The sequence below is a fragment of the Pedobacter sp. KLB.chiD genome (assembly GCF_047040275.1).
In the GTDB taxonomy this organism is placed as follows: Bacteria; Bacteroidota; Bacteroidia; order Sphingobacteriales; family Sphingobacteriaceae; genus Pedobacter.
Genome location: NZ_CP178207.1, coordinates 315,518 through 340,100 on the forward strand (window position 1 = coordinate 315,518; position 24,583 = coordinate 340,100).

Below are 24,583 nucleotides of genomic sequence, written 5' to 3' on the forward strand. Positions count from 1 at the left end.
CATGAGTAAAATTTTTACAATCGCAGAAGGGCTGCAAAACCTTGGCGCATTAAAAACCGGTGGGCAGGGATCTGTTTACAAAGGGATGCGCATGGGACCGGTTTATTCGGCCATCAAACTTATTCCTACGCCAATTTATGTGGAAGATGAAAGCGATAAAAACTACCGGAATTTTATCAATGAAGTGAATAAGCTGCAACAGGTAAACACCCATCCCAGCCCGAACGTGGTTAAGATGCTCAGTTCAGGGATTACCGATAGCGGAGCTTTTCCTTACATAGAAATGGAATACATCGAAGGTCCCGAACTTAGCGAACTGCTATTGCCTCCGCATCAAAAAGTTTTCTCCGTTAAAGAACTGTTGAAAGTAGCTGAACAACTGGCTGCGGCACTAGCTCACTGTCATCAGTTTGGGGTCAAACATGGTGATGTTAAAAGCAATAATGTGAAGTACAATACGCAGACCGCCAATTACGTGTTGCTGGATTTTGGTCTGGCCATTATGAGTGAAGAGCAGCGCAGAACAAGCATTCGTCATGCAGGGGCAGTAGAATTTATGGCGCCGGAACAGCATGAAGGAAAAATGCTGGTACAAACGGATATCTATAGTTACGGTATCATCCTGTACGAACTTCTGGCCGGGCAGGTGCCTTTTCCACTCGAAGGGGGAGGCGATACCGCCCGCAATACCGTTATGGTATCACATCTGGAAAAGGAAATCCCCGATCCCATGTTATTGCGCAAAAGAAATCTGGAAAATAACTTTCAGGACGATATCCTGAATTCCGAAATGCAGGTACCTCAGTGGTTGATTGAGCTGATCGGGCGATGCCTGCAAAAAAATCCAGCTGACCGGTATGCCAATGGAATGGAACTGCAGAAGGCAGTTACTGCGGGCCTATTGTCAGCGCCACAAGGCATTGCGCGTACAGAAAACACCGTGCCCAATGAAACCCTGCGTTATGCCGCCCTGTATGGTGAGATACAGCAAAAGAACGAAAAGCTTGAAAAAGAAGTGGCCACCTTAAAACCCCTGGCCCTGAAGGCCGGAATAAAATACAATAGTTTAACCGGCCAGTATCATCAGGAAAATTACATTCATGCACCAAGGAAGGCTTTTTTAGGCTACGCTGCCGCATGTACCGTAGTTGTTGCCTTTATAGTTTACAGCTTAACCAAGACAGAAAACAACAATATGGTAAGCCCGCCGGCAACCCCATATCGGTCACCATTTGAAATCGCAAATCAACAATACCGGCAAGCCTTGCAAACAGCGAGAGAAGACAGCATCAGAAATGCCAAAAGACGATGGGCACAGCAAGTAAAAGCATCAGAAAAAGCCAAAAAACAGAATGGTAAAAAGAGAAAGAAATTTCTGGGGATATTCTGATCAGGCCACTTCCATCATATCTGCCGAATTTTAATACTTAATGTGGCATTTTTTGTTTTAAGGAAGGATGAATATGATGTTAAGTTTCATTGATTAATTCCTTTGATATGATCATAAATTGCTGATTTCCCGTAGTAATAGATTCTAACTATTTCCTTATAGAATTAAATGATTGTGATTAGTTGTTTCTATTCTCTAATTTTAATCATTGGATAATTTTTAACAACAGATCAGATTTCACTAACAAAACATTATACATAATGGAAAAAGAATCGAACGATATCAGCAAATGCCCGTTCCATAACGGCAGCATGAAGAGCAATGTAGCAGGTGGTGGCACCAGAAATGTCGATTGGTGGCCAAAACAATTAAAGTTGAGTATTTTACGTCAGCATTCCGGTTTATCTAACCCAATGGATGACGGATTTAATTATGCTGAGGCTTTTAAAAGTTTAGATCTGGCTGCAGTAAAAGCAGACCTTCATGCACTGATGACCGATTCGCAGGATTGGTGGCCGGCAGATTTCGGTCATTATGGAGGTTTGTTTATCCGTATGGCCTGGCACAGTGCCGGAACCTATAGGGTAGGCGATGGCCGCGGTGGTGCTGGTGCCGGGTTACAGCGTTTTGCGCCGCTAAACAGCTGGCCGGATAATGTGAGCCTTGATAAAGCGCGTAGGCTGCTTTGGCCGATTAAACAAAAATACGGTCGCAAAATTTCCTGGGCAGATTTAATGATCCTGACCGGTAATGTCGCCTTAGAATCGATGGGTTTTAAAACCTTTGGCTTCGCCGGTGGACGCGAAGATGTTTGGGAAGCGGATGAATCGGTTTACTGGGGTTCCGAAACCACCTGGTTAGGTGGCGATCTTCGCTATGCACACGGCTCTGATGGAGCAGGGAAGGCACATGGCGTGTTGGTGAGTGATGATGATGCCGATGGCGACGTACATACCCGTAATTTAGAAAAACCACTTGCGGCTGTGCAGATGGGTTTGATATATGTAAATCCTGAGGGACCGGATGGAAATCCAGACCCCATTCTTGCCGCTAAAGATATCCGCGATACCTTCGGTCGCATGGCGATGGATGATGAAGAAACAGTGGCCTTAATTGCCGGTGGACATACTTTTGGTAAAACCCATGGGGCTGCTTCTGCAGATCATGTAGGCAAAGAGCCTGAAGCTGCTGATATTGAAAGTCAGGGTTTTGGATGGAACAACAGTTATGGTTCCGGTAAAGGTGCTGATACCATTACGAGCGGATTGGAAGTAACCTGGACCAAAACACCTACGCAATGGAGCAACAATTTTTTCGAAAACCTTTTTGCATTTGAATGGGAGTTAACAAAAAGTCCGGCTGGTGCACACCAGTGGAAAGCAGTAAATGCAGATGCCATTATTCCTGATGCCTTCGATGCCTCAAAAAAACACCTGCCAACCATGCTAACCACCGATCTCGCTTTACGGTTCGACCCGGCATATGAAAAAATCTCCAGACGTTTCTTAGAAAACCCTGATCAGTTTGCGGATGCATTTGCAAAGGCCTGGTTTAAATTAACCCACCGCGATATGGGCCCGGTATCACGTTACCTGGGGCCTGAAGTACCACAGGAAGAGTTGTTATGGCAAGATCCGATACCTGCTGTTGACCACACATTAATCAATGAAAACGATGTGGCTGCATTAAAAGCAAAGGTGTTGGCTGCTGGATTGAGTGTTTCAGAACTGGTTTCTACGGCATGGGCTTCAGCCTCTACCTTCCGTGGTTCTGATAAACGCGGCGGGGCCAATGGCGCACGGATCCGTTTGGCACCGCAAAAAGACTGGGCGGTTAACAATCCACCACAGTTGCAAAAAGTATTGAGTGTATTAGAAAAGATTCAAAATGGATTTAATGCAGCGCAGTTTGATGGCAAAAAAGTTTCATTAGCTGATTTAATTGTATTGGCAGGTACCGCTGCAGTAGAAAAAGCTGCCGCTGATGCCGGACATTCCGTTACAGTACCATTCACCCCCGGCCGGATGGATGCTTCGCAAGCACAAACCGACATCGAATCATTTGGTTATTTAGAGCCAGTTGCTGATGGTTTCCGTAACTACCGTAAAGCTAAATCTCCTGTTCCTACAGAAGAATTCCTGATTGATAAAGCCCAGTTGCTTACTTTAACCGCACCTGAATTGACAGTTTTGATAGGCGGTCTGCGTGCACTGGATACTAACTTCGATGGTTCTAAAAATGGCGTCCTGACTACAAAACCAGGTCAGCTGACCAACGATTTTTTTGTCAATTTATTAGATATGGAAACCGCATGGAAAGCCATTGCAGAGGATAAGGAACTCTATATCGGAAGCAGCCGCTCCACTGGCCAGCCAAAATGGACGGCTACCCGGGCCGATCTGGTATTTGGTTCGAATTCAGAATTAAGAGCCATTGCAGAGGTGTATGCAAGCGCTGATGCACAAGGTAAATTTGTAAAAGACTTTGTGGCCACCTGGAATAAAGTAATGAACTTAGATCGTTTTGATTTGAAGTAATCCTTAAGAACTAATTAGATAAGAGGCTGTTTAAGGCCAGTTTTTATGGATTTTGTTAAGTCAAGCTCAGCTTATGCTGGGCTTGACTATTTATAGAAAGGCCTTGTAAGATATTTAAAACAGGTTCTTTACGGAGTTACAGACAAGTTACGGTTTAAACGACTCCAATAGGAAATCGTCATTGCGAGGAACGAAGCAATCTTAATGCGCATGCTGGTAGCGATCATTGTAAGATTGCTTCGTCGGCTGAAAAGGCCTTCTCGCAATGACGACGCTATAGCGGATTTTTACTTTAAATTGTTCTGTCACTCACATTGTCTGAATAGCATTTATTCATGCTCATCAATTGAATAATAAAAAATATTAAAATATTTTTTATTTCTTAAAACAATTCCCAAACTCATTTGTCTTATAGTCTCATTAGTTTGTTTGGTTTAGTTTTATTCTGTGGATGCAAATAAAACAAAATAATTGGCCTCATAGAAATATGAGGCTTTCTATTTTATATACCATGCTGATTCAGACACTAGTCTGGCGACGGTAGTGCTAATTAAGGCCACTTAAAAGATACCTGGCACTTCCGCTTTAAACCAGAGTTTTTATAAAATTTTCATAATACACCTAAATATTTTGACTATGAATTTTTTAGGTTGAATCTGTTTTTGATTCGGTTTAATTATTATTCAAAAATTTCAGCGCCTGTAAAGGTAATCATACTACATTTTTATTAATACGGTATTGTCATCCTAGACATCAAAATAAAATTCTTGATTTTGTAATAAAATATTTATTATTGACTACATAAAACGATTTATTAATAACCGATATTAAGTAAAAGCTTAGAAATATTCGCCACTTGAGTGCCGGATATGTCTGTTTGGTTTTGTTGTGTGTAGGTTTAATCTATCCTAATAGAAGATCCCATTACACCATTATTTAACTCAAAAGCTACTGATTAGAAAGATTTGATAAAGCGTTTTAGCTGCTGTCAGCAGAATTATATAACTAACCATTTACTAAACCTAAACCTATGAAAATCAATCTACTCAAGATTTCAGGGCTTTCTGTGCTTTTTTTGCTCAATAGTCCTGCTTTTTCGATGAATCCGGCTATGGAAAGCCTGGGGGAGTTTTCCGGCCTGAAAATGCCTCTGGTGCATGACCATAACCGAAAAGTAATTACCGGAACCGTATTGGACGAAAAAAACATGCCTATTCCCGGAGTTGGCATCAAAAACATTTCTTCGGGTAAAACTGCTGTAACTGATGATACTGGTAAGTTCAGCATTGAAGCCAACCCAAACGAGGTACTTCGTTTTTCTTATGTAGGCTATCAAAATAAAGATGTTACAGTTAGCGGTGAAGCCAATATTAGTGTTAAAATGATACCTGCCGAAGCCAACAGGTTAGACGAGGTGGTCGTGATTGGTTATGGTTCGGTGAAAAAAACAGACCTGACGGGATCTGTTGGTGTGGTTAAAGCCAGTGAACTTCAGGAACGCCCGTCCTCATCGCTAAACCAGGCATTAGCAGGCCGTATCTCTGGCGTTCAGGTAAACACCAACTCAGGCAGGCCCGGTGGACAAACCAATATCAAAATTCGCGGATTCAGTTCCATTAACACAAGTAACAATCCACTTTATGTAGTAGATGGTGTAGCTTTGCCGGTAGGGTCGCAAACGCAGAATAGTAATGCCATCGATTACATTAATCCGAGCGATATTGCTTCAGTAGAGGTGCTAAAAGATGCTTCTTCAACAGCGATATACGGGGCAAGGGGTGCAAATGGGGTCATTTTAATCACCACTAAAAAGGGAACAGCAAATGCGCAACGCATTACCTATGATGCAGATTTTGGTATCAACACGCTGGCGGCTCACCATGTTAAGATGCTGGATGCTTTTGAGTATGTGAAAGTACAGGACCTGGCTTATGAAAATATTAAAGTTTACGATCCGGTAGGTTGGGCAGCGGGAAGTTATGCATCCACACCTGTTCCTAAAGCTGCCAGAATTGCCTTACCTCAGTTTTTTGATGGCAATGGAGATCCACTATATAATACCGATTGGTTGAAAGAATCTATTCAGCATAAACTTTCTCAAAATCACCAGCTGGGTTTTACCGGGGGGAACGAAAACAGCACTTACGGTGTTTTTGCAGGTTATCGCGATGACCAGGGACTTTTATTAAACTCTTATTTAAAACGTTATTCGGGCCGGTTTAATTTTGACAGCAAAATTAAAGCCTGGTTAAAAGTAGGCGGTAATCTGAGCTATAATAACCAAAATGAAAACATTGTTGATCAGGGAACGGGCGGCTTAAATTCAGTGCGGATGATTACAGAAGCATTTCCTTTTCTTCCGATAAAACTTGCAGATGGCAAATGGGGCGATAACAAACTGATTCCATGGGCAGAAGGAGGCTCTAATCCGGTGCACATCTTAACCGATCAAAAATATGGTATGGTTACCCAAACTGCTTTAGGGAGTATTTATTCAACCATTAGTTTCAGCAAAGATTTAGAGTTCCGTACCCAGTTAGGTGCCAATATTGTGAGCCGTAACATCAACGAATACAATGCCAAACAATTGTACGGTATCTCTGACGGGCAGAATGGAACGGCGAATGTAACCAACGATCGGGAAACCTTTTGGTCATTGGAAAACTATTTAACCTATAACAAACGTTTTGCCGAATCGCATGCCATTAATGCATTGTTAGGGATCTCGTGGCAGGCCACCAACTTCTTTAGTAATACCAGCCATGCCGAAAATTTTGTAACCGATTTTTACGGAAACAATAATATGGGGTCTGGAAGTAAATCGATTACAGTTGGTTCCAGCCGGAACAGATCGGCTTTTAACTCTTATTTCGGAAGATTAAACTATGCCTTTAAAGATAAATACCTGGTTACTTTCACCGGTAGGGTAGATGGGTCATCCAAATTCGGTGATAACCATAAGTTCGCCTTTTTCCCTTCCGCAGCATTGGCCTGGAAAGCCTCAGATGAAGATTTTCTTAAAGGAAACAAAACCATCTCTAACTTAAAACTGAGAACCAGTTATGGTTTAAGTGGTAACTCAGAACTTCCTGCCTATCAGTCGCTGGCTACGTTGGTTAATAACGCCGCAATTATTAACGATAGCAGGGTAACCGGTATTGGTATCGGCAGGTTGGCTAATCCAGATCTGGTTTGGGAAAAAACAGCACAGGTAGATGCCGGTTTGGAATTAGGCTTGTTCAACAATCGGATTAATTTAGAAGCCGATCTTTACTACAGAAAAACAACCGATATGTTATTGGATGCCCCTGTTCCGCGTACCACGGGATACTCGGTAATCAGAAAAAATATTGGGTCAATGCAGAACAAAGGGTTAGATTTAGGCATTAATACGGTAAACGTACAAACAGACAATTTTACCTGGAAAACCAGCTTTAACATTTCCCTTAACCGTAACAAGGTACTTTCTTTAGCTACTCCTGATGATATTTTTGGTGTGGGTAACCCTAATTTCACCAATCAAACCGGTATTATCAGAGTAGGTGAGCCGGTAGGGTCATTCTGGGGGCTTGTACGTTTGGGAACCTGGAGCGAGGCGGAAAGAGATGAAGCCGCTAAATATGTAAGTTACCGCGGCGGTAAGACCCTCCTTCCGGGCGATATCAAATACCTGGATGTAAACGGAGACCATGCCATTACAGATGCAGACCGTCAGATTATTGGGAATGGAACACCAAAAGGCTGGGGATCGCTGGGTAATTCCTTTCGCTATAAGAATTTGGAACTGATTGTAGAATTGCAATACTCTTATGGTAATGATGTCTTAAATATGACCCATCACTCAGGTGAAGACAGACAGGTACAGGCCAATAGTTTTGCCAGCGTATTAAATGCCTGGACGCCTCAAAATCAAAATACACCCATTGCCGCAATCAGGGATCAGGCTGCCGGATATGTGACCAATGTGGATACCCATTGGTTAGAGGATGGTTCTTTCATCCGTGGAAAAAACCTTCTATTGGGCTATACTTTTGATAAAACGCTTGTCGAAAAGTTACGCTTGAGCAGACTTCGTGTGTATGCGTCAGTTCAGAATTTCTTCCTGGCAACCAGGTACACCGGAAATGATCCTGAGGTAACTACTTATGGAAATGCATTTGCACAAGGTCAAACATTTTTCGATTATCCAAAGCCAACCACTTTCATGGTAGGTTTAAACATTGGATTATAAACATTAACTAAAGAAAGGATATCAACATGAAAATAAACATAAAAAATATCGCTGTTTTATTGTTGCTAAGCGGCACTATAATCGGAAATTCGGGATGTAAGAAGTTTTTAGATGAAACCGATCCCACCAATCTTTCACCCGATAATTTTTATACTTTACCAGAACATGCAGAAGCAGGTATTGCTGCTGTTTATGCAGAGCTTCGGTTTATTGGAAACGGCGCCGGTATCTATTCCAGCAACTGGCAGATGCTTGATGCGCCAACAGGAATACAGTCTACCGAAACCGCGCAGAATTCCGATCTGAACAATTTGTATTCACTAATTTATGATGGTACAAACCTGCACGTTAACCAAAACTGGAACGGGTTTTATAAGGTAATTGCACAAGCCAACCTGGTGTTGGATAAAGTTCCGGGTATTAACCCGATGGACAACGCACAGAAAAAAAGAATTTTAGGAGAGGCGGCTTTCGTCAGGGCCTGGGCCTATTTCTATCTGGTGCGCTTATGGGGCGACGTGCCTTTAATTACCAAACCGATTACCAGCCCTAACGATCCCAATTTTTCTCCTTCACGTACGCCACAGGAACAGGTTTACAAATTGATTGTTGATGATCTGGTTGCTGCAGAAGCAGCTGGTTTGCCATTTATGGATGCAAGTGGGCGTGTTTCAACAGCCGCAATTAAATCTGAACTGGCTAAAGTATATCTAACCATGGCCGGGCAACCCCTTAACAAGGGAACAGCTTATTATAAACTAGCTGCAGATAAAGCCAAAGAGGTAATTGACTATTCGACAGCGAATCCATCATCACTTGGTTTGTTCTCCAATTACGGAGCGCTGCATGATGCAAAAAATGACAATAAGGTAGAGCATTTGTTCGGAATCCAGTACAACGATGCTGCCGGATCCGGTAATCCCTTACAGTCATCTTATTTACCTTTACACCAGCCATTGGTTTCTAAAATTGATGGTATTGGAACTGCTATTCCAACTACAAATTTTTACGGTTCGTATGAGCCGGGAGATTTAAGAGCTAAAAACAGAGACGGTTATTTCTTTACTGATTATTATACAGATGGATTTAAGATGCCCCTGGTTAACCGGGGTAAACCTTATATTTTTAAACACTTCGACCTGATCGCCAATGGTACACTAGGTGTAGAAGGTACCAGCAGAAGCGATCTGAATATTCCACAGATTCGTTATGCCGAAACCTTATTAATTTATGCAGAAGCACAAAACAGGGCAGACGGTACTCCGAATGTTGCTGCCTATGCAGCGTTAAATGCCGTACGCAAAAGAGCACAATTGGCTGATCTTGCAGGCCTGAGCCAAACGCAGTTCGAAGAGGCGGTTTGGAGAGAGCGCTGGCACGAGCTATGTTACGAAGGCATTATATGGTTTGATATGGTTCGCTTGCGTAAAGTATACAATGAAACCACCAATGGGTTTGACAATTTTGTTGGCCATATCAATAAAAATGTAAACCAACCTTTGCAAACCAAACATTTGCTGTTTCCGATTCCCACTCCAGAAATCAAAAATAACCCTAATCTGACTCCTAACCCAGGTTATTAGAGAGCAGTGTTTAATAATTCATGCTAATGGTTGGTGTTTCACCAACCATCAATAAATTTTAGCAAAAACGGGTATCCGTACATCGGGCACCCGTTTTTTATTAGAAGGGTAGACTATTCACCAGGTCGTGGTCGTGATATTCACATATGACTAGTAAGTTGCTTTATGGCAGTTTATAAATTGAGTTTAAAAAAATAAAAGGCCTTAAATGCCTTTTTTAATTTATTAGGCTTATTTTTGCAGCAAATTAAAGAACCATACAGGAGATTATGAATCTCTGTGCACCTCGACAATCATTACAGAACTAATATTTTATCAATGACAAACGACAAAAAAGAAATATTCGAAAGCGTAGCGCAACGTTTAAAAATTGAAGGTTTTAATGTAGTAAACCGTGATGAAACCCGCCCCTGGGGTGGTTTCTTTGTAATAGATGAAGCGCAGGCACAACAATTTGCCGATACTTATTTTGATGGATTAAATGTTGAAGACCTTAAAATTGGTGGTAAATTAAGTCCGAAAATTCTAATCGTTGCCCCAAATACCCGTCTATCTTGGCAATATCACCACCGCAGGGCGGAAATCTGGCAGGTGGTTACCGGTACGGTTGGCATTAAAACCAGCCAGACTGATGAAGAGGGTGAAGTGAAAAAATACGCACCAAAAGACCAGATCAAATTACAACAGGGCGAACGCCACCGTTTAATCGGTTTAGAAGATTGGGGAGTAGTTGCTGAGATCTGGCAACATACCGATGCTTCAAACCCATCAGACGAAAGCGATATCGTACGCGTACAAGACGATTTCGGTAGATAATAAAATAATAAAAACAGCATCCTGTTCTATATTTGGAACGGGATACTGTTTCTCTAAACGTTTAGGCCAGTATAGTTTTTATGCAGAATGAAAACTAAAGATCTCGAAGCTACGTTTATAAAGTATACACACCATACATGATCATCTTCATTTTTTTTCTTTGTCATTGGTTTTTATCCCTGTTTAGCCAAACCTTTTTCCTTCACCGTTACTCATCGCACAAGATGTTCAAAATGGAGGTTTTTTGGGAAAGGTTTTTTTATTTGATACTACTGATCTCCCAAGGTTCATCATTTTTAAACCCAAGGGCTTATGCCATCTTGCATAGGATGCACCATGCCTACAGCGATACCGAAAAAGATCCGCATTCTCCACATTTTTTTAAGGATGTTTTCGGGATGATGATTGCAACGAAAAACATGTACATGAATTATCTGAAATTTAAAATACAGCCTGAACCGGCTTTCCGTGGGAATTATCCTGAATGGCCTCTAATTGACCGGATTGGTGATTCGTGGATATGGAGAATAAGCTGTGGTTTATTTTATATTGGCTTTTATGTTGCTTTTGCCAATTACTGGTGGATGTACTTATTATTGCCGGTCCACTTTTTAATGGGTCCGTTACACGGGGCTATAGTAAACTGGTGTGGACATAAATATGGTTATGCTAACCACGATAATGATGACCATAGCAAAAACTCTTTACCATGGGATTTTTTGTTGATGGGCGAGCTTTTTCAGAACAACCACCACAAAAAACCCAATAGCCCGAATTTTGCAACCAAATGGTGGGAGTTTGATCCAACCTATCCGGTAATGAAGGTATTGCACTGGATGAAAATCATTAAAATCAGAAAGGTTTAAAGGCCTCCATGGTCCGTGTCTCACAGACCATTACAAATTTTCCATCATTCAAGATCTCCCATGGTCTGTTTCCCCACAGACCACTGAACTTCCCTTCCTTCCAACATTCTCTGTTAACTAAACCTGACAGCAGCAAAATCCCTTCTTGTTGGCAGAAGCCTAACCCTACTCGGTCATGCTGAGATATAAAGCATCTGCAACCGACAAAGCGTACACCTGCGGAGCAGTATAGGCATAAATGGCAGGACTATGTCAACCGAAACGAACAGAATCTTGTTTTCCACAAAGCTCATCAATATTTAGTTACTAAATCACTTAAATACATGGCGTTTTGTAGCCCCATGCGCCAGGTTTTTTACAATCAAATCTCTTTTGCCTATCTTAACGTATATATTCCAGTCTGTTTTAAAAAATAAAATCACCTGATGATCAACACCCTCAAAATTGTTTTCTCAGCATTGCTGATTTTTATGTGTTATAAAGTAATCAGCACGTCGTTAGAAAGTAACCTGTTCGAGCAATGGAATTTCCTGGGCAGCATTCCCTGGATGCGCGCTACGCTATGGGATTTTTATGCTAACATCTTCATCATCACCCTGTGGATGTTCTATAAAGAAAAAAGCATTATTCTTAAAATCTCTATTACGGTTTTGTTCGTATGTTTAGGTAGCATAGCAACCTTGGCCTATGTTTTGGTGCATTTATTTAAACTAAAAGATGGCGAAGGTGTTAAAGAATTACTTTTAAGGCATGAGGTGTAGGGTTTGAAGTGTAAAGGTCTTATAAGGAGTTTATTATAGCAAAGCTGATTTGGCTTTTAGGCCTTAAACCTTTTACCTTAAACCTTATGCCGCTCCAAACAGGACATCTACTAATCATCGCACTTATTTCGCTTATTGTATGTTGCTTTACTATGGCCATAGTTTGGCTTTGGGCAAAGAAAATCAAAAACGCAGGCGTGGTTGATGTTTTTTGGGCGCTGAATTTCCCTGTAATTACCATTATCATATTTTTTTTGGCTGATGGTTACGATCCCCGAAAAATTTTAATCTGTGGTATGTTTTTACTGGCCGAGTTGCGCTTAGGTATCCATCTTTGGCAGCGTGTTATTGGTCATTTAGATGAAGAAGAAGGTAGATATGAGCAGTTGCGTAAAGAATGGGGTGATAAGGCTGAGCGCAATTTCTTTGTATTTTTTCAGTTTCAAGCCATTTCTAATGTGATTTTGGCCATCCCATTTTTTATCATTACGGCCAATCAATCGCAAGGCATCTCGTTTTTAGAATATGCAGGCGCACTGGTTTGGGTAATTGCTTTTTTTGGAGAAATGATTGCCGACAGACAGCTTGCGGCTTTTAAAAAGGATCCTCTTAATAAAGGCAAGGTATGCGATACCGGGCTTTGGTATTACAGCCGGCACCCAAACTATTTTTTCGAGTGGTTAACCTGGATGGGTTATTTCATTTTTGCGCTGGCCTCTCCATGGGGAATTTTGGCCATTATTAGCCCCGTGCTGATGTTATATTTACTGACCAGGGTTACCGGTGTTCCGAACAATGAAGAGCAGAATCTCAGAAGCAAACCCTTGGCGTATAAAAGATACCAGGAAACAACAAGTGCCTTTTTCCCGTGGTGGAAAAAGGACGGGAGAAGTAAAATGTGATGGCGTTGAAGGGAACGCAACCTTGTAAATCCATCGACCTTTTCATATCGTACATTAACCTAAACTTTACATCATATTTCTATTATACGTAAACCTTCAACTTTACAAACTTTAACCTTCCAACCTCAAAATGTGGTACGATAAACTTCTAGAAAACGATAAACTTCCGGATACCGCCTTGCGTATCGGCATCAGAAAACTATGCAAACAGCGCCTGGATGACGAAACGCTGGGCAATGAAGAGCTGCAGCAGGAAAAATTTATGGACCTGGTTGCCGAGCTAAAGCAATCGCCCATTGCCGTACATACAGCCGACGCCAATGAACAGCATTACGAACTGCCGACCGAATTTTTTCAATACTGTTTAGGCAAAAATTTAAAATACAGCAGCGGTTACTGGAAACCTGGCGTTAAGGATATTGATACTTCGGAAGATGATATGCTGGCTTTAACCTGTAAACGAGCCGATTTACAGAACAGACAAAATGTATTGGAGCTGGGCTGTGGCTGGGGGTCGCTTTCGCTGTATATGGCAGCTAAATATCCGGAAAGCACTTTTACCGTGGTGTCTAACTCGGCTACCCAAAAAATCTTTATCGATGAAACCGCAAAGCAACGCGGAATCCAGAATCTGACGGTTTTAACTGCTGATATGAATACCTTTACCATCGCCGATACATTTGATCGGGTAGTGTCGGTAGAGATGTTTGAACACATGCGCAACTATAAATTTTTGCTCAACAAGGTGGCCTCTTTTATGAAACCTGATGGGAAGTTATTCGTACACATATTTACGCATAAAACCCTGGCGTACAAATTTGAAGTGATTGATGAAACCGACTGGATGAGCAAATACTTCTTTACCGGAGGGATTATGCCATCTAACCACTTGTTTTTCTACTTTAACGACGACCTTAAAATTGATAAACATTGGGTGGTAAACGGGACGAACTATGGCAAAACATCTGAAGCCTGGCTAAGCAATATGGATAAGCATAAAAAGGAAATCATGCCTATTTTAGCATCTACTTATGGTGAAGACCAGGCAGTGAAATGGTGGGTATACTGGAGGTTGTTTTATATGTCGTGTGCAGAACTTTTTAATTACAATAAAGGAAACGAATGGATGGTATGCCACTATTTGTTTGAAAAGAATAAATAATGTAAGAAGTAAGGATGTAAGATGGATAATGGAGGTAGCGATATGCCCGTCATCTGTCTTACATCATCCATTTTCCATATCACATATTACATTTTCCCTCATGAAAACACTCGCCATTATTGGCTCAGGAATAGCAGGCATGGGTTGCGCCCATAAACTGCAGCATCAATATGATATTACGCTTTTTGAAGAAGCAGATTATATCGGTGGACATACCAATACGATAACGCTCGAGGAGGATGGTAATCCCATTTATCTGGATAGTGGTTTTATGGTTTTTAACTATCAAACTTATCCAAATCTGACAGCAATGTTTGCGGAGATTGATGCACCGGTAATGAAGACCGATATGTCTTTCAGTGTGCAGTTTTTGCCCAAAAAGTTAGAATATAGTGGTTCGAGCTTGAACCATCTTTTTGCCCAGCGGAAAAATCTGTTTAATATTTCCTATATAAAAATGTTGATGCAGATTAACCGTTTCAACAAACAAAGTATAGAGATTTTGGACAAACCCGAATACGAGGACTATTCGATCGGCCAATTCTTCAAAGCGTTCGGCTACAGTGACGATATGCTTTGGCAATACCTCATCCCGATGAGCGCTGCCGTATGGAGTGCGCCGATGGAACAGATTCTGGATTTTCCGGCAATTACCTTGATCCGTTTTTTTAAAAATCACGGCTTTTTAGGTTTAAATACCCAACATCAGTGGTATACACTGCAAAATGGCAGTCAGGCTTACCGTGAAAAACTGATTGCTCCTTTTCGTGACAGCATTAAGATCAATACTAAAATTGTTTCAGTAAAACGGCTGGATAACGGTAAAGTTGAAGTAGAAAACCAATACGGTGAGAAATTCGAATTCGACAAAGTAATTATGGCCAGCCATGCCGACCAGACTTTTGGGATCGTAAAAGACAAAACAGCACTCGAATCCGAACTGCTTTCCAAATTTAAATACCAGTTAAATAAAGCTGTTGTGCATACCGATGAAAAGCAGATGCCCGAAACCAAACTGGCCTGGAGCAGCTGGAATTACCGCGTAGAAAAGCAGGGTGATAAATTACTGCCGAGTACTATTTATTGGATGAACAGTTTACAGGGCGTTTCTAAAAAACAGAATTACTTTGTTTCCATTAATCCCACTGAAACCTTAAATCCAGATAAGATTATTAAAGAAATTGATTACCATCATCCATTGTTTGATGTTCCGGCTATGCAGGCGCAGGCACATTTGCACAAGCTAAACGAAACCGGACCGATATACTATTGCGGAAGTTATTTCAAATATGGTTTTCATGAGGATGCGTATACAAGTGCGTTGGATTTGTGCTCCATGATGGAAAATGGAAGAGGTAAGGGGGATGACGTATCTTAATGGGAATTGGAAGAGGTGAGATTGATGATGCGGGTTGATGTAATATGGAAGATGTGAAATGGGCTATCTCATGACTATTTGCTTGATCCCACTATCCACCTTATATTTTTACATCTTACATTTTTTTATTAGCTTTAGGTAAATCATCCTTAGAAGTTTTACTATTTAAACTTTTTAAGATGAACGAAAAAACAACCCACTTATTAGAGAGAACATTTCGTTTCGGCGTTGATGTTTTAAAGTTTTTAGGCACGTTACCTTACAATTTTGTCTATAAGGTACCTATGTTACAGTTAAGTAGATGTTCAACCTCGATTGGTGCAAATTACGAAGAAGCACAAGGAGCTGTAAGTAGAAGAGACTTTAGTCACAAAATAGGAATTTCATATAGAGAAGCTAGAGAAAGTGTATATTGGTTACGCACCCTTAATGAACTATATCAAGATAAAAAATATCAGGCAGATTTCGAGCGACTTAAAGCTGAAGCTGTAGAATTGAAAAAGATATTTACCTCGATCAAAATCTCTTCCAATAAGTAATTCGTAAGCAATAAACGAATTGAGGTTACTCCATCACATTTAGCATTGAACATGAATATTCCATCATCCATTTCACATCTTACATCAAGCATTTACACCGCAAAAGTCATGCACCATCGCCTGGCACCCAAAACACATGCTTTTTGGTACAGGGTGTATATGTTCTACATTGATCTTGATGAGTTGGATCAGCTGGACAAAAAGCTGCGCTGGTTCAGCAGGAATAAATTTAACCTTTTTTCATTTCGCGATGCCGAACACCTGCAATTGCCAAAAGAAAATCCCGATCAAACCAAAAACACACGTCAGCATATAGAAGATTATTTAAAAGAGAATGGAGTTGAGGGTAGCAGGCTTAAAATAAAACTGCTTACCAACCTCAATGTGCTAGGTTACAATTTTAATCCTGTTTCCTTTTATTATTGTTTTGATGAGCAGGAAAATCCGGTGTGTTGTGTGGCCGAAATCAGCAATACTTACCGCGAAATGAAACTGTTTTTCTTTGGAAAGGATGAATTGCACGGAGATACCTTTAAAAAAATCACTACCAAATATTTTTATGTTTCGCCATTTATAGATCACGATGATGCATTCGATTTTAAATTAAAAGTACCTGCTGATACACTGAATATTAAAATTGATGATATTGATAAGCAGGGCAAGCACTTTTTTATCAGTACTTTAATGGGAACAAAGAAGCCGTTAAACAATGCAGCTTTACTGCGGTATTTTTTTTCTATGCCTTTAATCCCGTTACAGATCATGGGCATGATCCACTGGGAGGCCTTTAAACTCTGGATAAAAAAAATACCCTTTCATCCAAAAGCTGAAAACCCTGAGCTGCAACGCAACGTATATAAACCTTACAAACCACAAATTAAATAGATCAGACACTATGAATACGCTTACCGCTGTCAGAACATCAAAGGGGTTTTTTGAAAGAGCAGTACTGAATGCACTTTCTAAAATGACATTAGGCAAACTGGAACTCTCCTTGCCAAATGGCGAAATACTGGTATTTGGAAATGGTGATCATCAGATCGAAGCACATATACAGGTAAATCATCCCGATTTCTTTAAATCTATTGCACTTTATGGAGATATCGGTTTCGGCGAAGGCTATACTTCTGGCCTTTGGGATACCACAAATATTACCAACGTGATTAAGTGGGTCATCCTGAATATTGAAAACGCACCCTCGGTAACCGGGAGTAAGGTAAATTCCATCACCCTGAATATTTTCAAATGGGTGAACAAAATCTATCACGTGCGCAGGGCAAATACTGTGGCCGGATCACAGAAAAACATTGCGGAGCACTACGATTTGAACAATGATTTTTTTGCTACTTTTTTGGATAAAACCATGACTTATTCCAGTGGTTACTTTAATCCGGATGATTTGAGTTTAGAAGAATCGCAATATGCCAAATACGATCGCCTGGCCAGACAGTTAAAAATCAAGTCGACCGATCATGTATTGGAAATTGGAAGTGGCTGGGGAGGTAATGCCATTTTTTTAGCTAAAAATTATGGCTGTAAAGTTACTTCGGTTACCATTTCTAAAGAACAGCAAAAATTGGCGATGGAGCGTGTGCATGCTGAAAAACTTGCCGATAAAGTTTCGATTATTATCCAGGATTACCGCAAAATTGAGGGTGCTTTTGATAAAATCGTATCCATTGAAATGCTAGAGGCCGTGGGGCATCAATATCTGGAAACCTATTTCGAAAAATGCCAGCAGTTGTTAAAACCCAATGGAATTTTAGCCTTTCAGGTAATTACTTCTCCAGATTGCAGATACGACAAATTAAGAAACGGTGTAGATTGGATTCAGAAGCATATTTTTCCAGGCTCGCTTTTACCTTCGGTAGCTGCCATAAACAAAGCAATAAATGAAACCGGCGAATTAACCCTGGTCGATTTAAAAGATATGGGTTTGGATTACGCCCGTACACTTCACTTATGGTTTATGGCATTCAATAAAAATCTCCATCAAGTAAAAGCCTTAGGTTTTGATGAACCTTTTATCCGCAAGTGGAATTATTACCTGAATTATTGTGAAGCCGCTTTCGCCATGCGGAATATTAATGTAATGCAAATGGTTTATTCAAGACCGAACAATATTTCGAGGTAAAGATAATGTGAAAGGGAAGATGTAAGAGGAGAAAGTAAAATGGAGCATCTGAAGTCCCATCTTCCATTATACATTTTACTTCTTCCATGTTTTTTACCGGTAAAAGTGTAGTGTTTGCCGACTCATCCATAGAGTTGGTGTAAAAAGTATAGCGTATCATTGTAACAAAATGCAATTTGCGCAGACTAATAACAAAAGACTAACTTTTAACATGAAAAAACTTTTACTATTAAACTTTTTCCTTGCCATATTTTTTACCGCACATGCCCAGTTTCCCAGTGGTGGATTTGGTGGGGCGACCAAAAAATCGACCGTAACCGGAAGAATTACTGCTACTATACTTGATTCATTAACTAAAAAACCAATTGATTATGCTACGGTTTCTCTAATTAATGTAAAAGACAATAAATCAGTAAATGGTGGCGTAACCGACGAAAAAGGAAAACTAACTTTACAAAATGTTTCACCTGATTCCTATAAACTGATGATCGGTTTTATGGGCTATAAAACAAAATCTGTTCTGGTTACCACCACGCCATCGAAACCCGACAATAATATAGGTACAATTTATATTGCATCAAGTGAAAATACTTTGGCCGATGTTCAGGTTCAGGGTACTAAAGCAGTTATAGAAAATAAAATCGACAGGATGGTTTACAATGCGGAGGCTGACGGAACAAATGCCGGTGGTGATGCAACAGATGTAATGCGTAAAGTACCGATGTTATCAGTTGATGTTGATGGAAATGTTCAGCTCCGCGGTGGTGCAGTGCGCGTTTTAATTAACGGTAAACCTTCTGGAACAATGGCTAGCAGTGTTTCTGATGCCTTAAAAATGATTCCTGCTGAACAGATTAAAAGTGTAGAGGTAATTACCAGTCCATCTGCTAAATACGATGCCGAAGGTTCAGGAGGTATCATTAACATCATCACTAAAAAATCGAATGCGCAAGGGGTAAGTGGTACCGTAAATGCTTCTGCAGGAACACGCCAAAATAACGGTGCATTTAATCTAACGGCTAAAACCGGCCGATTGAGTATTAATACCAGCTTGGGTACAAATTTAGCTTATGCACAAAAATCGAGGGTACAGTTTGAAAACAATACCCGGATTGATAGTTTGGGAAATATAAAATATAATACGATTTCGCAGGATGGTTATTCAAAATGGAGCCGCAATGGTTATAATGGTAGTGTTGGTGTAGATTATGATTTTAATGCATACAACAACTTAAGCTCTAACCTAAAATACAACAGCTTTTCTAACGGAGGTCCGGGAAGCGCAGACTATATCCTTAATGGCGTGCCATTGGTTAATAAAAGCGATATGGATATGGGTTTCAGTAATTTAGACTGGAACGTGGATTATAAGCATACCACCCAAAAAGAAGGTGAAGAGTTTACCATTTCAGGTCAGTTATCAACAGGTAGAAACACTACGGATTTTGAGAATGAGATCGTTGGTTCTGCATTTAAACCGATTAGTAACAGCAATACGGGTAAAAACAAAGAGTATACGGCACAAACTGATTATACCTATCCTTTTACCAAATCCACTATTCTGGAAGTAGGTGTAAAAGGTATTTTTAGAGATATCAGCAGTGAATTCAGCAACAATAGTGCAGGCGATTTTAATTACGACCAAAATGTAGCGTCTGCATATGGGGTAATCAGTTTTAAATTAAGTAAAAAGTTAAATTTTAAAGGTGGTTTAAGGTCTGAATATACCGGCATTAGTTTTAACACCCAAAGCGCCGGAATACAGAAAAACGATTATTTCAACCTGTTTCCAAGTGCCATTATTTCGCAAACACTTAAAGGTAATGCAACTTTGAAATTGAGTTATAACCGCAGGGTGCAAAGACCAAGTTTATCTTATTTAAATCCATTCCGTAACGAAAGTGACCAATTTAATGTTAGAGAGGGGCAACCTGGTTTAAGTCCTGAGTTAAGTGATAACCTGGAGTTGGGATACTCTACCTTTATTAAAGGTTCGGTAATTAATGCATCGGTATTTTACCGTCGTACAGGTGGCGTAATTGAGAGCTCGCTTCAACCTTTCAAAGAAAATGGTATTGATAAAACCTTAACTACTTATATCAATGTGGGCGTAGCCCAAACATATGGTGCTAATGTTTTTGCCTCGTACAACCCGAAACCAAAATGGACTTTAATGACCAATCTTGGGGTAAACACCTATGAAGTGAGCAATAAGGTTACAGGTGTAAGTACAGGAACATTCTTAAATTATAACATATTTGCCCGTTCAGCATATGGATTTGGTAAAGGTTACAATTTTGAATTATTTGGTGTGGTAAACTCGCCCAGAAGAACTTATCAGGGTAAAACAGATGCAATGGTATTTTACGGTGCATCGTTTAAAAAAGATATCCTGAATAAAAAAGGATCAATCGGTATCAATACCTTGAATCCATTTACAAGAGATTTACACATTAAAACAGTTAACAACTCTGTTACTGCCAACGGCAATAAAATAAGCACCTTGTATCAGAGCACTAATATTTACTATCCACTACGTTCTTTTGGCATCAACTTTAGTTATTCTTTCGGTAAACTTAAATTCACAGAGAAGAAAAAAATCAAAAACGACGATATCAAGCAAGATCAGCAACAAGGTGGAATGGGCGGTGGCGTTCAGCAGTAAAAAAACAATCAGATGTATATTAAGAGTCTTTCCGTTAACTCGGAAAGACTTTTTTGTTTTTAAAAGAAAACCAACCCAATAGCGCTATTGGCATATGCCTTAAACAGTCTTAGGTAACTCAAGTGATGAAGAAAGCTAATGCGGTGTTTAATTATGCCATAAAAATTTGAACACCTAATCCACCTGAGCGCACCTCATTTATCTTTGAATTCCATCAGTTTAGTGGAGCGATTGCTAAAATTGTTCCTTTAGTGCGATATTGTCAATTTTTAAGATGCTATTTAAGTGTTTTTTAACGTATTCGTAATTTTCGTCCGAGTTTTTGCGGTTTTTTGGGTGTGCAGTCTGCTTGTTAGTGCGGGATATCTCAATTTGTAATGTAAAAAATACTTTAAATTGGATGTTACTGTGTGTTTTATGCGTTTTTATGTCGTTAAAAACTTATCTTGCAATTAACAAACCAATCATTATCCTTAATCATCCAGATATGAGAAAAATCTTTACCTCACTTCTTTTTCTATGCATTTTACTCACCGGCCTTACCACTTTGGCCCAGGTAAAAACCATCACAGGCAAAATAATTTCTTCTGATGATGGTGGTCCGTTACCCGGAGTAAGTATAAAAATCAAAGGCACTTCAACGGGTGCCTCAACAGATAGTAATGGCAATTTCACTATTCAGGCCCCATCGCCCGGTGCGGTTCTTGTGATCAGCCTTATTGGTTATAAAACGCAGGAAATTAATGTTGGCAGTAAAACTACTATTAATGCGGTTTTAGCTTCAGACGCTCAGGAATTACAGGAAGTAACCATTTCAACAGCTCTGGGTATCACCCGGCAGGCTAAATCTTTAGGTTATGCCGCACAAACGGTTAACGATAAAGACCTTAATTTTAATCACCAGCCAAATTTGATCAATGCTTTACAGGGTAAAGTGGCAGGAGCAACAATCTCGAGTACAGGTGGTGGCCCTGGTCAGGGAGCAAACATTAAAATCAGGGGAGTTAACTCCATCGATCCGAACATTTCAGGCGATCCTTTATATGTAATTGATGGAGTGCAGATTGATAACACCACCTCAACGTTGGGTGCCAACCCGGGAGGAACAGCCTATGGTGCAAGAGGTGTAAGCAACAGGGCTTCGGATGTGAATCCTGAAGATATTGAAACCATCAATATTTTAAAAGGTGGGGCAGCAACCGCATTATATGGTTTAAGGGGAGCTAATGGTGTTGTTGTAATTACCACAAAAAAAGGCAAGGCCGGCGGATTTAATATTAACCTCAACAGTACTTATGGTTTTGATAATGTATTGATCAGCCCTGATGTTCAGACAGAATATACACAGGGTGTCAGAGGTGTTTATACTAATCCGCCTGCCGGTATCGGACCGGCGTGGGGACCAACTATTGCCGAGGCAAAATTGATTGATCCGACACATCCCGACCAGCTATTCAATAATTATAAACAGGCATTTGGAACAGGGCAACAAATTAAAAATTCGGTTTCGGTTGCAGGTGGAAGCGAGGCCGTTAAATTCTTTTCGTCAGTTTCTCAACTTTACCAGAAAGGTATGATGCCCAATACTGATTATAAAAACTTTTCTGCAAGGTTGAATACGGATTTTACCATCAGCCCTAAACTTAAAGCTTCGGTAAATATGAATTTTAACAATTCTGGCGGTTATACCTATAGTGCCGACAGATTTGGTGAAGGTTTGGCCTATTGGTCGCCACGCTATGATGTAGCTAATGCTGAAAATCCTGATGGGACACAGGTTTACCTTGGAACTAACAACCCGATATGGGGAACTGCAAACAATAAATTGAAAGGTGATGTAAACCGTTTCATTGGTGGAGCGAGTGTAGTATATGAACCTGTTAAATGGTTAAATTTTGCATATCGTTTTGGCGTAGATACTTATAATGATAACAGGGTAAGGACAGCCCGGGGGCCTATGTTTACCGGTGAAAATGTTTACGATAACGAATTTGGATTTTATGGCGAATACAATACGAAATTCAGGACTTTGAACAGTACATTGGTAGCAACATTAAGCACGAAAATAGCTGAGGGCCTAAATGGTACGTTAAGGGTTGGACAAGAAGTGTACGATAAGCGGGTTAAGGATGTAGGCGTGCTGGGAAGTCAATTGAGTATTTATAATTTCTTCAATTTGGGGAATGCAAAAGTGTTAACGCCATCTCAAACTATAACAGAGAAAAGATTGGTTGGTTATTTCGGAGAGGCCACTTTCGACTATAATAATTATCTTTTCTTAACCCTTACCGGTAGAAATGATATCACTTCAACTTTACCAAAAGATAACAGATCTTTCTTTTATCCGTCAGCAAGTCTGAGTTATGTATTTTCGGATCATTTTAAACTTCCGACAGCAATTAGCCAGGCTAAATTAAGATTGTCTTATGCTCAGATCGGAAAAGATGCGTTAGAATACGCAACTTCCTCCGGTTTTACCAATTATGTCAATCTGCCAACAGGTACAACCGGCCTAACCATTTCTCCAAATCTTGGAAACACTACGCTGCGGCCTGAATTTACAAACTCTTTCGAGGCTGGTTTAGAAATGTCGTTCCTTAAAAGTCGTTTAGGATTCGACTTTACTTATTATTATTCCTTAAGTAAAGACCAGATTGTACGTGCACAGGTTTCTTCTGCTACAGGTTATGTTTCATCTTTTATTAATGCAGGCGATATTCGAAACAGAGGAGTAGAACTTGTAATTAATGGAAAACCAATTGTTAATCAACAGTTTAGATGGGATGTGAACCTCAACCTTTCGGCTAATCGGAATAAAGTATTAACAATGCCAAATGGTATAAAAGAACTGGTTTACGGTGCTGCCAGGGGATATGGAAATGCAGGGGTAACGATGAAGTTAATCGAAGGTCAGCCCTATGGAAATATTTACGGAAGTTATTTTACCAGATATTCTCCTGAAGCACAGGATCCGGTATTCTTAGATAAAAATCTTCCTCTATTGATTGGGGCGAACGGCTTTCCGGTAATTTCTGGTGGACAACAGCGCTTATTGGGTAACTCACAGCCCGATTATGTTATCGGTTTAGGTAACACCTTCAGGTATAAACAATTCAGTTTAAATGTACTTTTTGATGCCCGCTTAGGTTTTGAAAAATATAATTGGCTCGAAGATTTTTATGCCGCTTTCGGATTACCTGACTATACTGCAGATAGAAGATCGTATAAGGTATTTGATGGTGTGTTGGCCAATGGAACACCAAATACTAAACCCGTATGGTTAGGCCAAAATACGGTGGACGGTGTAGATTATGGAGAAGGTTATTACCGGGTATACTATAGAAACGTTTCTGAGCCATTTGTTTCCGATGCTTCGTGGGTGCGTTTACGTTCTGCAAGTTTAAGTTATGCACTTCCGGCAAAATGGCTTCCCGCTAAAACAATAAAATCGGCAAGTTTATCCGTAACAGGAAATAACCTTTGGTTATGGACAAAATACTATGGTGTAGATCCAGAATCCAGTTCTTTTGATTCAGGAAGTAATAATGATGGTTCTGCAGGTTTTACTTATCCAAGTGCAAGAACTATTCTTTTCTCTATTAATGTTGGTTTTTAAAAA

General features: G+C 40.2%; 15 protein-coding genes. All 15 read left to right on the forward strand.

The window, feature by feature from the left end; all coding sequences use genetic code 11:
• Nucleotide 1: 1 nt before the first annotated feature.
• Entirely contained in the window at nt 2-1,390 is a 1,389-nt protein-coding gene (locus ACK1I8_RS01310) for a serine/threonine protein kinase (protein WP_412467566.1), read from the forward strand.
• A gap of 260 nt (nt 1,391-1,650) precedes the next feature.
• The gene (gene katG, locus ACK1I8_RS01315; protein WP_412467567.1) at nt 1,651-3,927 is read left to right on the forward strand and encodes a catalase/peroxidase HPI; all 2,277 of its coding nucleotides are present in this window, start codon (nt 1,651-1,653) and stop codon (nt 3,925-3,927) included.
• Between the two features lie 1,030 nt (nt 3,928-4,957).
• Entirely contained in the window at nt 4,958-8,158 is a 3,201-nt protein-coding gene (locus ACK1I8_RS01320; protein WP_412467568.1) for a SusC/RagA family TonB-linked outer membrane protein, read from the forward strand.
• Between the two features lie 26 nt (nt 8,159-8,184).
• Nucleotides 8,185-9,741, forward strand: coding sequence for a RagB/SusD family nutrient uptake outer membrane protein (locus tag ACK1I8_RS01325; RefSeq protein WP_412467569.1), 1,557 nt, complete (start codon nt 8,185-8,187; stop codon nt 9,739-9,741).
• A 318-nt stretch (nt 9,742-10,059) separates the two neighbouring features.
• Complete coding sequence (locus tag ACK1I8_RS01330) at nt 10,060-10,557, forward strand: phosphoheptose isomerase (protein ID WP_025142534.1); 498 nt, start codon at nt 10,060-10,062, stop codon at nt 10,555-10,557.
• Nucleotides 10,558-10,694: 137 nt separating this feature from the next.
• Nucleotides 10,695-11,423: an acyl-CoA desaturase gene (locus tag ACK1I8_RS01335; protein WP_412467570.1), complete on the forward strand. Its 729-nt coding sequence runs from the start codon at nt 10,695-10,697 to the stop codon at nt 11,421-11,423.
• A gap of 425 nt (nt 11,424-11,848) precedes the next feature.
• Nucleotides 11,849-12,184, forward strand: a complete 336-nt coding sequence (locus tag ACK1I8_RS01340) for a DUF1475 family protein (protein ID WP_412467571.1) — start codon at nt 11,849-11,851, stop codon at nt 12,182-12,184.
• 152 nt (nt 12,185-12,336) lie between these two features.
• On the forward strand, nt 12,337-13,086 hold the full coding sequence (locus ACK1I8_RS01345; protein ID WP_412467572.1) for a DUF1295 domain-containing protein: 750 nt from the start codon (nt 12,337-12,339) through the stop codon (nt 13,084-13,086).
• 130 nt (nt 13,087-13,216) lie between these two features.
• Nucleotides 13,217-14,248 (forward strand): SAM-dependent methyltransferase, encoded by a 1,032-nt coding sequence (locus tag ACK1I8_RS01350; RefSeq protein WP_412467573.1) that lies wholly within the window; start codon nt 13,217-13,219, stop codon nt 14,246-14,248.
• A 100-nt stretch (nt 14,249-14,348) separates the two neighbouring features.
• Nucleotides 14,349-15,626, forward strand: coding sequence for an NAD(P)/FAD-dependent oxidoreductase (locus tag ACK1I8_RS01355; protein WP_412467574.1), 1,278 nt, complete (start codon nt 14,349-14,351; stop codon nt 15,624-15,626).
• Between the two features lie 179 nt (nt 15,627-15,805).
• On the forward strand, nt 15,806-16,165 hold the full coding sequence (locus tag ACK1I8_RS01360) for a four helix bundle protein (protein WP_412467575.1): 360 nt from the start codon (nt 15,806-15,808) through the stop codon (nt 16,163-16,165).
• A gap of 51 nt (nt 16,166-16,216) precedes the next feature.
• Entirely contained in the window at nt 16,217-17,050 is an 834-nt protein-coding gene (locus tag ACK1I8_RS01365; protein WP_412467576.1) for a DUF1365 domain-containing protein, read from the forward strand.
• Between the two features lie 10 nt (nt 17,051-17,060).
• Nucleotides 17,061-18,299 (forward strand): class I SAM-dependent methyltransferase, encoded by a 1,239-nt coding sequence (locus ACK1I8_RS01370; RefSeq protein ID WP_412467577.1) that lies wholly within the window; start codon nt 17,061-17,063, stop codon nt 18,297-18,299.
• A 211-nt stretch (nt 18,300-18,510) separates the two neighbouring features.
• Nucleotides 18,511-20,964, forward strand: a complete 2,454-nt coding sequence (locus ACK1I8_RS01375; protein WP_412467578.1) for a TonB-dependent receptor domain-containing protein — start codon at nt 18,511-18,513, stop codon at nt 20,962-20,964.
• 487 nt (nt 20,965-21,451) lie between these two features.
• Nucleotides 21,452-24,580 (forward strand): SusC/RagA family TonB-linked outer membrane protein, encoded by a 3,129-nt coding sequence (locus ACK1I8_RS01380; protein ID WP_412467579.1) that lies wholly within the window; start codon nt 21,452-21,454, stop codon nt 24,578-24,580.
• The last annotated feature ends 3 nt before the right edge of the window (nt 24,581-24,583 follow it).